Annotated in this window: 8 protein-coding genes; 4 read left to right on the top strand and 4 right to left on the bottom strand. The window is 68.3% G+C overall.

Features of this window, described 5'->3' with window-relative positions; genetic code table 11:
• Positions 1-349: 349 nt before the first annotated feature.
• A complete protein-coding gene (locus H7A87_RS17340; protein WP_232087872.1) occupies positions 350-2,137 on the bottom strand; it encodes a M14 family metallopeptidase in 1,788 nt (595 codons plus the stop codon).
• Positions 2,138-2,555: 418 nt separating this feature from the next.
• Between H7A87_RS17340 and H7A87_RS17335 the strand changes: the two genes are divergently transcribed.
• From H7A87_RS17335 to H7A87_RS17320, 4 genes are all read left to right on the top strand, one after another.
• Positions 2,556-3,296, top strand: a complete 741-nt coding sequence (locus H7A87_RS17335; protein ID WP_119128249.1) for an ABC transporter ATP-binding protein — start codon at positions 2,556-2,558, stop codon at positions 3,294-3,296.
• Positions 3,293-4,729, top strand: a complete 1,437-nt coding sequence (locus tag H7A87_RS17330; RefSeq protein ID WP_119128250.1) for a DUF3526 domain-containing protein — start codon at positions 3,293-3,295, stop codon at positions 4,727-4,729. The genes H7A87_RS17335 and H7A87_RS17330 overlap by 4 nt, the downstream gene beginning before the upstream one ends.
• Entirely contained in the window at positions 4,729-5,997 is a 1,269-nt protein-coding gene (locus tag H7A87_RS17325) for a DUF3526 domain-containing protein (protein WP_119128352.1), read from the top strand. The genes H7A87_RS17330 and H7A87_RS17325 overlap by 1 nt, the downstream gene beginning before the upstream one ends.
• Positions 5,998-6,080: 83 nt before the next feature.
• Positions 6,081-8,219: a TonB-dependent siderophore receptor gene (locus H7A87_RS17320; protein ID WP_119128251.1), complete on the top strand. Its 2,139-nt coding sequence runs from the start codon at positions 6,081-6,083 to the stop codon at positions 8,217-8,219.
• Between the two features lie 183 nt (positions 8,220-8,402).
• Here H7A87_RS17320 and H7A87_RS17315 read toward each other — a convergent pair whose 3' ends face one another.
• Genes H7A87_RS17315 through H7A87_RS17305 form a run of 3 tightly spaced genes read right to left on the bottom strand, consistent with a single transcriptional unit; the run spans position 8,403 to position 12,393 of the window.
• Positions 8,403-9,053: a DUF2894 domain-containing protein gene (locus tag H7A87_RS17315; RefSeq protein WP_119128252.1), complete on the bottom strand. Its 651-nt coding sequence runs from the start codon at positions 9,051-9,053 to the stop codon at positions 8,403-8,405.
• The gene (locus H7A87_RS17310; RefSeq protein WP_119128253.1) at positions 9,050-9,724 is read right to left on the bottom strand and encodes an OmpA family protein; all 675 of its coding nucleotides are present in this window, start codon (positions 9,722-9,724) and stop codon (positions 9,050-9,052) included. Before H7A87_RS17310 ends, H7A87_RS17315 begins: the two co-directional genes overlap by 4 nt.
• Entirely contained in the window at positions 9,721-12,393 is a 2,673-nt protein-coding gene (locus H7A87_RS17305) for a DUF802 domain-containing protein (protein WP_180496783.1), read from the bottom strand. Before H7A87_RS17305 ends, H7A87_RS17310 begins: the two co-directional genes overlap by 4 nt.
• Positions 12,394-12,400 lie beyond the last annotated feature (7 nt).

Below are 12,400 nucleotides of genomic sequence, written 5' to 3'. Positions count from 1 at the left end.
CGAGGCAATTGATTGGCGCGTTTAAAACAGCAGACGTGACTATCTACGGACATAATCGTCCGCGTCGGTGGAACCCAGTGAGTGACGCCAGCCACAGCGCGTTTTAGGCGGCAGAAACCGGCATTTGCCACCTTCGGAGCGCGTGCGCGTGCAAAAAACAAACGCCACGCACTGGTAGGCCTGGCGTGGTGTTGTTGAGTTACTTCGGGCAAACGCGCCAGTTACTTGGCGCGGGTGCGTTGCCGCTTTCGAAAGTCTGTTCGGCTACATGCACGCGTCGCCAGATAACGGCTGACGCGCGACTGGAAACGGTTACTGCCGCCCCGTCTGCAACCGGCATGCGACATTTTCATTCTGCCAGCTGACGCCGCACCGGATAACGCCACCCGGTGATCGCCGCGTACGGCGAGCGCGCATAGATCCATTGCAGCCGCGCATCGCCATCGGCGCGGAAGGCGGCATCGTCTGCGAGCTTGCGTTCGAACGCGGCGCGCAGGGCGGCGTCGTTGTGCAGCACGCGCTCGGTGAAGTCCACCAGCTCGGTGCCGTACAAGCCGCTATCGGGGCTGCCGGCATTGCGAAAGCGTCCGCTGGCCAGCAGTGAGTCGCTGCTGGCCGGCTCCAGCAACGCGGCGGCCAGCATGCGCATCGGTTGATCGGCGGGCACGCGGACGCTGCCGGCGGCGAAGGTTTCGTCGGCTTCGTCTGGCTGCGGTATCTGGGCGTGGCCCTGTTTCACCACGCGGATCTGCTGCACCCTGAGCTGGCGCGGCTGTTGCAGGCGTTCGTAGGCGATGCCATGCGCCTGCAGCAGTGCGACCACATCGTCGTTGCCGGGCGGGATCCACCAGGCCAGCGGATAGCCTACGGCCTGGGTCTGGCGATAGCCGATCACCGGCATGGTCCAGGTTTCGTCGCGGCCTTCCCAGCGCAGTTCCTGCCGGCCGGTCACCGGCGAGAACGCGCGGGTATAGGTCACGCCCTTGAACGGCACCTGGGCGATCGGCTGTGGCAGGCGTTCCCAGGCGACCATCAGCTCCTGCGGGCGGGCGGCGCGATCGGCACGCTTGGCCGCATCGATCTTTCTTGCATCGCGGCCAACCACGCGCAGTGCTGCCTCCAGCAGCACATAGTCGCCCAGCACGCGCTGCCGGTACGACTTCAGGCGGTGGTTCTCCACCAGCACGGTGGGGATGCCGGCGAAGTCGCCATACCCGGTGGAATAGCGCGGCCCTTCCGGCGAGTAACGCAGGCCCGAGCGCGGCGCGTCTTCGTCGATGAGGCTGGGATAGATCGCAGGTGCATGGCCCTGGCTGCGCAGCGCGGTGTTCACCGCCGGCGTAAAGCGTTGTTGCAGCCAGTCGGCGGTGGCACGCGAGCGTGCGTAGGTGCCCCAGCCGGCAAAGGTGAAGGTGATGTCGTACTGATGATCCAGCCCGCCGCTGACATGCAGGTCGATGTACAGCGCCGGGTCGAGGGTGTGCAGCAGCGCGACCATCGCGCGGGTTTCCGGCGCTTCCAGGTTGAGGTAGTCGCGGTTGAGATTGATGCCGCGCGTGGTGGTGTTCCAGCCCATCTGTTGCGGGCCGCGCAAGGCCGCGCCGATCAGCGGGCCGCGTTGCTCGTGGCCATCGGGATTGAGGATGGGCACGAACACCAGATCCACCTGGTCGAGCAAGGTGTCCTTGCCGCGTTGGGCGATATCGCGCAGCAACATCAGGCCGGCATCCTTGCCATCGATCTCGCCGGCGTGGATGCCGGCCTGCGCCAGCACCACCGGCTTGCCCGGCGCGCCCTTGTGCGCGCGTACCAGCAGCAGGTCGCGGCCCTCGCTGCTCTTGCCGAAGACCTCCAACGACAGCAGCGGCGAGGCGGCGACCAGGCGTTCCAGCCAGGCGCGCGTTTCGTCGTAACTGGGCGTGCTGGCGAAATCGCAGCGCTCCGCCGGCGTGCTCCACGGATCGTCCGGCGTGGCGATCAACGCCTCGCTGGCCCCATGCCAGGCGCGCACCGGCGGGAGTGGTGCGCTGGTGTCGATGGACTGCGCGCCCACCTGCGCGGCGGTGAACAGGGTTGCGGCGAGCAGGCCGGCAGCGGCACGCGTGGCGCCGCGGGCCGTGGTCGTGGTCTCGGCCATGGTGTTGTCGCGGGCGCGTGCGGGAAGGGACGAAGCGTGCGGAGCAAAGGGGCGCGTATCGGAAGTCATGTGGGACGTACGGGATCTCGATTGAGGGGGAAGACGTGGCAAGGCGTGCTGATCCTGCATGGCTGCGCCGGCACGGCGGCGTCGTTTGAAGAGCGCCGTGCCGCATCGCGGTTCCAGCCGTCTGCGTGCGCCTGGGTGGCGGGTCTCTCCAGGTGCAGCCGCGCATCGCAGGGACTGCCGAACACCTGCACGCACCAGGGCCACTTACGTAATACAGTAACATTTGACCGGCGACGCTCGCTTTGACGGTCGCGGCGGCATCGGGCAGCTGTCGTCTCGCGATGACGGCGCATTCCAGGCCTCAATCGCAATGTGATAACGTATCATTTCGTTGAACTGCTGCCTTGCCATGCCTTCCAGTCCCCACGCCGCTCCCGCGATCTCGATCAGCAACCTCCATGTGGCCTATCGTGGCCGCGCCGTGCTGCAGGGGCTGGATCTGCAGGTCGCCCCCGGCAGCGTCTACGCCTTGCTGGGCGGCAATGGCGCCGGCAAGTCCTCCACGCTTTCCAGCCTGCTCGGTTTCGTCAAACCCAGCGCCGGCAGCCTGCGCATCGATGGCATCGACCCGGTCGCCGACCCCGGCGCCGCGCGTACGCGGCTGGCCTATCTACCGGAAAACGTTGCGCTCTACGAGCATTTGAGCGCGCTGGAAAATGCCGACTACCTGCTGGCGCTGGCCGGCCAGCGCCGCAGCCAGGCCGAGATCGGCCAGGCGCTGGCCGCTGCCGGTCTGCAGGACGAGGCCTGGCGCCAGCGGCTGGCGGGGTTTTCCAAGGGCATGCGCCAGAAGGTGGCGATCGCGGTGGCCACGCTGCGCCGGGTGCCGGTGCTGCTGCTGGACGAACCCACCTCCGGCCTGGACCCGCGCGCCATCGCCGACTTCAACCGGCTGGTCGGCAGCGTGCGCGAGCGTGGCGGCGCGGTGCTGATGGTCACCCACGACCTGCTCGGCGCAGTGGAGGTGGCCGACCGGATCGGGTTCCTGGAACACGGGCGCATCGCCGGGGACATCGGTGCCGGCGACAGCGGCTTCGACGTGCGCACCTTGCATGCGCGCTTTACGCGCAACCAGGATCAGGCTGCATGAGTGCGGTGCTGTTGGTCGCTCGCGAAGAACTGCGTTACATGGCGCGCAATCGTTCCGCCGCCATCGGTGTGGTGCTGCTGATGCTGATCACGCTGGTGGCGGCATTGACCGCTGCGCATCATCAGCGCGAGGTGGCCGCGTTCCGCGCGCGCCAGCAACTGGCCGCACAGCAGGCCTTCGAGGCGCAGCCGGACCGCCACCCGCATCGGGTGGTGCATTACGGCCATTTCATCTATCGCCCGCTGCCTGCATTGGCTGCGTTCGATGCCGGCGTGGATGCGTTCACCGGCAACAGCATGTTCCTGGAAGGCCACCGCCAGAACACCGCCAACTTCGGCGATGTGCGCCAGAGTTCGTTGCTGGTGCGCTTCGGACAACTGACGCCTGCGTTCGTGCTGCAGGTGCTGGCGCCGCTGCTGCTGGTGTTCCTGGGCTATGGCGCGGTGGCGCGCGAGCAGGAGACCGGCACCTTGCGTGCGCTGTTGTTGCAGGGTGCCACGCGCCGGCAATTGTTCGGCGGCAAATATCTGGCGCTTGCCGCGGTGGCGGCGGCCTGTTTATTGCCGGCCCTGGTCGGGCTGGTGCTGGTTGCGTTGTTGCCGGGCCAGGCGCTGCGGGTCGCACTGCTGGTACTGGCGTATGCGGTGTATCTGCTGGTGTGGTGCGCGCTGGTGCTGTCGGTGTCGATGCTGTGCCGGCGCGGCCGCGATGCGCTGCTGGTGTCGCTGGCGGTGTGGGTGTGGCTGGCCCTGCTGGTGCCGCGCCTGGCACCGGATGTGGCCAGTGCGGCATATCGCCTGCCGACGCGGCTGGAAACCGATGTGGCGATCCAGCGCGACCTGCGCACCCTCGGCGACAGCCACAACCCGGATGACCCGCACTTTGCGCAGTTCAAGCAGCAGACGCTGGCGCGCTATGGCGTGCAGCGGGTGGAAGAGCTGCCGGTGAACTACAAGGGCCTGCTGGCGCTGGAAGGCGAGCGGCTCACCGCGAGCCTGTTCGAGCGCTATGCCGCGCGTGATTCGGCCATCCAGCAGCAACAGAATCTGCTGGTGCGCACGTTCGCCTTGCTGAGCCCCACGGTTGCGGTGCGCGCGTTGTCGATGACGCTGGCGGAAACCGACCTGCGTGCGCACGAGCGGTTTCTCGCCCAGGCCGAGCGTTACCGCTACACACTGGTGCAGCAGCTCAACCAGCTGCAGGCCGATGCGGTGAGCATGGCCGACGACACCGCGCAGGATGCCGGCGCCGACCAACGCAAACGCATCTCCTCCGCGCATTGGCAGCAGATTCCGGTGTTCGCATTCCAGCCGCCGGCCACGACCGAGGTGCTGCGGGCCGCCGGCGCCGCGCTCGGCCTGGTCGCTGCCTGGCTGCTGGCTGCGCTGTGCCTGCTGGTCGCCGCGGGCCGGCGTGTGGGAGCGGCGCGCTGATGCTGCTGTGGAAATACGAACTGCTGCTGTTGCTGCGCGCACGCGCCGTGCTGGCCGGCTTGCTGTTGCTGGCGGTGCTGACCGTGTGCAGCCTGCTCTCCGGCCAGCATGTCATCGCCGCGCAGCGCGCCAACATCGCGCGCATCGCGGCGCTGCAACAGGAAGATATCGCGGCGGTGCAGGACTACGTGGCGCGCTCCAACGACGCGGGCAGCGCGGCCTACTACAGCTTCCACCCGACCTGGGACCTGCCCACGCCACTGGCATTTGCCGCGGTGGGCATGCGCGATGTCTCGCCGTACATCCTGCGTGTGCGCGCGCTGGGCCTGGAAGCGCAGATCCACGATGGCGACAGCTACAACCCGGAGCTGGCACTGGCCGGGCGCTTCGACTACGCCTTCGTGCTGGTGTTCCTGCTGCCCTTGTTCGTGATCGCACTGCTGTTCGATCTGCGCTCGGGTGAGCGCGAGGCCGGACGCGCGCGCATGCTCGCGGCGCTGCCGGGTGCGGGCACGGCGTTGCTGGTGCGGCGCGTGGTGGTGCGTGCAGCTGCGGTATTGGCATGTCTATGCGTGCCGTTTGTGATCGCGGCAAGCGTCAATGCGGTGCCGCTGCAGCAACAACTCGCGGTGCTGGCACTGACCTGCGCCTATCTGCTGTTCTGGGTGCTGCTGTCGGTGCTGGTCGGGCGCATCCATTGGCGCCCGGCCGCGCATGCCACCGCCCTGGCGACCTGCTGGGTGGTGCTGGCGCTGGTGGCGCCGGCGTTGGCGCATGTGGCGATCAACCAGGCGGTGCCGGTCAATCAAGGCAGCGAGATCGCGCGGCTGCAGCGCGAGGCGGTCAACCATGCCTGGGATATTCCACGCCAGGACACCATGCGGGCCTTCTACGCGCAGAACCCGCAGTGGGCCGATTCGGCGCCGCTGACCGGCGCGTTCCACTACAAGTGGTATTTCGCCTTCCACGAAAACGGCGATCAGCAGGTGGCGCCGCAGGTCGCGGCGTATCGCCAGGGCCTGCAGCGCCGCGAAGCGCTGGCGCAGCGCGTGGCCAGTGTGTTGCCACCGGTGGCGTTGCAGGCTGCATTGACGCGCCTGGCAGCCACCGACCTGCGTGCGCAACTGGCGTATCAGGATCGCATCCGCGCCTATCACCGTGCGCTGCGGACGTTCTATTACGGCTATCTGTTCCGCGACCGGCCATTCACGCGCGAGGACTTCGGGCGCGCGCCAGGTTTCGATGCAAGTGCCGATCCCGCGTCATAGCGGCTGCGTTTCACCCCTCAACCTTCGTTGTCTCACGTGCGACCCGGGCCCAGCGTGCCCGGGTGCTTCAGGAGTCCTGCCCGATGTCCACGCCGCGCCGCCGTCTGTCCAACACGCTGCCCTTGCTCGGTGCACTGAGCTGCGCAGGCGTCAGCCCCCTTGCTGCCGCCGCCGAGCCGCAGGCGCGCGATCTGGATACGGTGCAGGTGCGCAGCCAGTACACGCCGTACCGCGCCTTGAGCGTGACCGGCGCCACCAAGACCGATGCGCCGCTGCGCGATCTGCCGATCAGTGCGCGCGTGCTGGACCAGACCCTGCTCGAGGACGCCGGGGTCACCGATCTGGCCGGCGCGCTGGAGCTGGCCAGCGGCATCACCAAGGCCAACAATTTGGGCGGGTTGTGGGACAGCTACTCGATGCGCGGCTTCACCGGCGACCCGAATTTCAGCTCGGACTACATGGTCAACGGCTTCAACGCCAGCCGCGGCTACAACGGCCTGCGCGATGGCGCCAACACGCAGAGCATCGAGGTGATCAAGGGCCCGGCCTCGGCGTTGTACGGGCGCGGCGAGCCGGGCGGGGCGGTCAACATCGTCACCAAGAAGCCCCTGTTCCAGCCGCAGCACAGCGTGGACCTGTCGGCGGGGCGCTTTGACAGTTATCGCGCTGCGCTCGACAGCACCGGCCCGCTGGGCGAGAACCTGGCCTATCGGCTGAATGTCATGCACAAGGATCAGCACAGCTTCCGCGACACCGTCGACAGCGACAACACGCTGCTGGCGCCCTCGCTGCTGTGGATGCCGACGCCCGATACCACGGTGTCCTACGAGCTGGAATTCGTGCGCATCCATGCGCCGTTCGATCGCGGGGTCACCGCCATCGATGGCGATGCCAATCGGCTGTCGGCCGGGCGTTTCCTGGGCGAGCCGCGCGATGGCGATATCGACCTGCATTCCACCGGGCACCAGGTCTTTGTGGTGCATGGGTTGAACCAGACCTGGTCGCTGCAGGGCGGGGCGACCTATCGCGACAGCGGCATGCGCGGGTTTTCCACCGAGCCGTGGACGCTGCAGGCCGACGAGCGCACGCTGCGCCGCGAGCGCCGCTACCGCGATTACCAGGGCCGCGACATCGCCGCGCGTGCCGAACTGCTTGGCAGCTTGCAGATGGGTGGCGTCACCCACAATGTGTTGTTCGGCGTGGATGGCAATCGCTTCGACGACAGCCGCTTCCAGCAGCGCGCACGCTCCGCGGCCACGCCGTACAGCATCGACGTGCTTGCGCCGCAGTACGGCGTTGCGCAGCCGGGGCGGCTGGCCACGATCACCGACACCGAAGAACGCCAACAGGTGTGGGGCGTCTATGCGCAGGACCAGCTCGATCTGGGCGCGCGCTGGAAGGCCTTGCTCGGCCTGCGCTACGACCACTACCAGCAGAATCTCGACAATCAATTGCGCGGCGCCACGCAGCGCGCCTCCGACGGTGTGGTCAGCCCGCGTGCGGGCGTGATCTTCCACGTCGACGCGGCATTGTCGTTGTATGCGAGTGCTGCGGCCGGCTTTCGTCCCAACAGCGGCGTGGGTGCGGACGGGCAGAGTTTTGCGCCGGAGAAAAGCCGCTCGCTGGAAACCGGCCTGAAATACGTGCAGCCCGGCGATGGCCTGGAAGCGACGCTGGCCGCGTTCCGCATCGACAAGAAGAACGTGCTGAGCCTGGATCCGGCCGACACCAGTTTTTCGCTGCCGGTGGGCGAGATGCGCAGCCAGGGCGTGGAGCTGGATCTGCTCGGGCGGCTGACCCCGCGCCTGGCCGCCTCGGTGGGCCTGGCCTATACCGACTCGCAGGTGACGCGCAGCAGTGAGGCCGCCGCAGGCACCGGCCTGGCCGAGGGGCGCCGCTTTCCGAACGTGCCGCGCTTCAGCGGCAATGCCTTCGTCAACTACGCGCAGCCATTGACCGGCAAGCGCAGTGCGGCGGTGGGCGTGGGCGTGTCGCATACCGGTGAGCGGTTGGGCTCGGTTGATAGCAATACCGACTTCGTGCTGCCTGCATACACCGTGTGGCGCCTGGTCGGCCATTACGACCTGAGCGAGCGCCTGCGCCTGTATGCCAAGGTCGAGAACCTCACCGACCGCCGCTACGCCGCGTTCTCCTACAGCGAGCAGTGGGTGTATCCCGGCGCGCCGCGCAGCTGGACGGTGGGTGTGCGGCTGCGGTTTTGAGCAGCGGTGCGATGCCACGCTGACCGATGATCGACGCTCCTGCGTGGTCGATGGACCACGCAGGAGCCAGGTGGGCGCGAACGACGGCAGGCCGTCGGACTGGCTGCCACCGCACCGTGCGTGCGCCAGGCTGGTGTCCGCCAGCGGCGTGCGCGTGCAGCGCAGCGTGCGTGATTGCTCGCGCTAGCTGCGCCGCGTGGACGGACGCTTGCTGCGCTTCTTGCCGGGCGCCACGGGCGCGGCGTCCTCGCTGGCCAACGCGCCGCCGTTGTGCAGCTGTTCCAGCCACGACAGCGCATCGACATAGCCGAGGAAGTGCTGCAGATAGCCCGGTGAGCACTCGCGCATCAGGCTGATGCAGCGGTGCACCAGCACGCTGGAATTGAGCGGGCCGGCGTCCTTGGGGGCGTCCTGCAGCGACTGCCGCACCTGGCTGGCGGTGCGCACCGTGGTCCAGGTGCGACGGAAATCCTCCAGCGCCGGCAGCTCGGGAAACGGTGTGGCGTCGGCCGTGGCGGTCTTTCTGCTGTCCACTTCCATCAACGCGGCATGGCCTGCCATCTGCTCGGCCAGTGCGCCCAGCGCGCTGCGTTGCAGTGGCTGCGCGGCATTGCCGGCGACACGACCGCGTGCGGCTTGCTTGACCGTTGCCGCATATGCATCGACCAGCCTGCCCAGCTTTTCTTCCAGCACCTGGCGCACTGCCTCGGCCTGGGTGCCGGCCCGCGCGGCCAGCGTCTCCATCAGGTGGAACCGCACCGGATCCAGCTGGTCGGCACCCTGGCTGCGCCAGCGCTGCAGGCGCGCGTGCGCGGATGTCGCCTGCGTGCTCATCGCGTGCCTGCGGCCGCTGTGGGTTTGGCGGCAGAAGAGGCACGCGACGTGGCAGGGCGCGCGATCGGCGCGATCTCCACGCGGCGGTTCCTGGCGCGGCGTGTTTCGTCGGCATTGGAATCCACCGGCTGCTGCGAGCCGAAGGCCGCGGCGAACACCGACGCGGCCGGCACGCCTTCGGCGATCAATGCACGCGTCACGGTGAGCGCGCGTTGCGCGGAGAGTTCCCAGTTGTCGGCGTAGCGACGGTTGCCGCCCAGCACCGGGCGGTCGTCGGTGAAGCCGCTGACCATCAGGATCTCCTCGCGCGCCGTCAGATACTCGGTCAACGGCGCGGCCAGTGTCTTCAGCACCTCGCGGCCTTCCGGCTGCAACTGATCGGAATTGAAGGCGAACAGCACATTGCCGCGGATGCCGATGCGGCCATCGACCAGGGTCACGCGGCCGGCGGCCAGGGGCGCGGCCAGCGCCTGCTCCAGCGTCTTGCGGCGCTGCGCTTCGGCCTGGCGCTGCCTGACCTCTTCATCCAGGCGGCTGGACAGCTGCAGCTGCACGCCGATCACCCCGACCAGGATCAGCACGAACGCCCCCAGCAGCACCGACATCAGGTCGCCGAAGGCGGCCCAGATCGGTGTGCCCGATTCGCCGTCGATGTCGATCTCGTCGCTCATGCCGCGCTGGCCTCGTCGCCAGCGGCCTCGCCGGCATCGCCGCGGCCGCGGTCGAGCTGGCGCAGTTCTTCGATGATCTGCTTCTGCGACAGCATGCTGAGGTCCACCACCTCGCGCGCCTGCGCCACGTAATACGCCAGTTGGTCGTCGCTGCGGGCGAGCGAGGCGTCCAGGGCGCTGGCGACGTGCTGCAGGCGCGCGTTGAGCTCGCTGGTGGAGCCGCTGAACAGCTGCACCGCCACGCCGAAGGCTTCGCCCAGGCTGGCCACTTCCACCGCGCTGCCGCTGACATGCGCGGCCACCGCGCCGAGCTTGCCGGTCTCGCTGCCGATCTGTTCGGTGAGCTGGGTGCCCACGCGCTGCAACAGGTCCGCCGAGGTGGTGACCAGTGCATCCACCGCTGCGCGTTGTTCGGTGGAGGCGTGATTGACCGCGTTGAGCAAGGTGTCCAGGGTGGCGAGCAGCTTGCTGCGTTCTTCCAGCATGGCGGTGTCGCGCACCATGCTTTCGGACAGGTTCTGGCGCAGCTCGGCCACTACATCGGCGGCGGCCTTGGGCGCTTCGGAAGCGATCTGCATCAGGCGCGCCACCTCGCTGATGGTGGCGCTGGCCTGTGCCTGCGCCTGCGTGGACAACTCGCTGGCAGTGCTGGCCAGGGTGTCGCAGATCGCCTGCTGTTGCTGGGTGACGCGTTCGCCGGTGCGTTCCCACTGCGTGGTCAGCTCCGCGCTCATCGCGGTGAAGCGCTCGCTCCACAGCGCCAGGCGCTGGGAATCGCGCGCTTCCAGCGCGGCCTGCAGGTCGGTATGCGATTGCTGCAGCGTGCCGACCAGGGCGGCGGCATGCGTGTCGAAGCTGGCGGTGGCGGCCGCCAGCGCGCCCTGGTGCTGGCTCGCCAGGGCGGCGCTGGCGTCGCGTTGCTGCGCCAGCGCATCGTTCCAGGCACTGGCCGTCTCGCTGCTGGACTGATCCATGCGCCTGGACACCGCATCGACCAGGGCGCTGGAGCGTGCGTCGAAGGTGCTGGCGAACTGGCTCAGCGTGCCCTGCAATTCCTGCGTCAGTACCTGATTTGCGCGCTGCTGCTCGGCCACTGCCGCAGTCCAGGTGGCGGCAGCCGCCGCGGTGCTGCTTTCGAAGCCATTGCTCAGGCCATCGAGTTGTTGCTGCACGGCCTGGTGCACGCCGTCCTGCAGCGCGGTGGTCTGCTGCGCGAGCTGTGCGAGCGTGGCGTGCAACTGCGCGCTCAACGCGGCACCTGCGCGCTGCTGCTCGGCGAGCACCGCTGCCCAGTGGTCGGCAGCGGCGGCGGTGCTGCGGTCAAAGCCGTCATTGAGTGCGTGCAACTGTTGCTGCACCGCGTGGCTCACGCCGTCCTGCACCGTGATGCTGCGCTGATCGATCTGCGCCAACGTGGCCTGCAGCTGCTCGGTCAGCGCGAGGTGCGCACGTTCCTGCGCGGCCAATGCGGCCTGCCAGTGGTCGGCGGCCGTCTGCGCACTGTGCTGGAAGCCGTCGTTGAGTGCGTGCAGTTGCTGCTGCACGGCGCTGCCGACGCCGTCCTGCACCGCAGTGGCCTGTTGTGCGAGCTGCTCCAGCGTGGTCTGCAGCTGCGTGTCGAGCGCTTGCTGCGCGCGTTCCTGCGCGGCAAGCGCGGTGGTCCAGTGCGCGGCCGCGGCACTGGCGCTGTGCTGGAAGCCGCTGGTGATGCCGTCCAGTTGCTGCTGCACGGCGTGGGTGAGGCGCTCATGCAACGCGGCGGTGTCGCGCGCGATGCTGGTCATGGTCGCTTCCATCGCCGGCTGCAGGGCCGCGCCCACCGCGCGTGCGCTTTCTGCCACGCCGGCCTGCAACGCGTGCTCCATCGCCGTGGCCAGGCGCGCATAGGTCGCCTCGCTCCTGGCGTGGAATTCGGCCTGCTGCGCGGCCAGGCGCTCATCGGCGGCGATGCTCTGCTGCTCGATGCTGCCCATCAGCGTCTGCAGGCGATCGATCAGCGCCGGCATCAGCGCGCTCTGCTGCTGCTGCAACTTGAACACTTCGCCACGCTGGTGCGCGTCCGAGTGCGGATGCAGTTCGGAGGCGATCTTCAGGTCCAGCCGCTGCACTGCCTGCAGCCGTTCGCGCCGGCACAGCGCCGACAACAGCCCCAGCATTGCGGAGGTCGCCACGCCGGCGATCGAGGTGCCGAACGCAAACGCCAGGCCTTCCACCGGTGCGGCCAGCGAGCCGCGGATGGCCTGCAGGTCGGTGGCGCTCTGCAATGCAAAACCGGTGCCCTTGAGCGTGGCCATCATGCCGAGCAGGGTGCCGAGCATGCCCAGCAACACCAGCAGGCCGACCAGGTACGGTGTCAGCACCGGTGCCGGCAACGCCACGCGCTCGCCCTTGATGCGCAGGCGCACCGCATTGCGCAGGCTTGGATGCAGGCGCTCCAGCCACTCGCTCAATGCCGTTGGTGCGGTGGTCAACGCGGCAACGGCATCGTCCAGCGTGGCGCTGGCCTGGCGATAGCGATACAGCTCCAGCGCGCCGGCCACATAGCAGGCGCCGATCACTGCTGCGACACAGGCGCCCAGCGGGTTGGAGCCCAGATAACCGATGCCGACCCAGCAAACCGCCAACAGGCCGACGACAAACACACACAGGTGAACGAGAGTTCTGAACATGAGGTCC

The sequence above is a fragment of the Xanthomonas sp. CPBF 426 genome (genome assembly GCF_903989465.1).
GTDB classification, from domain to species: domain Bacteria; phylum Pseudomonadota; class Gammaproteobacteria; order Xanthomonadales; family Xanthomonadaceae; genus Xanthomonas; species Xanthomonas euroxanthea.
Note: the sequence above shows the minus strand (reverse complement) of the source record. Positions and strands in the feature narration are given on the sequence as shown.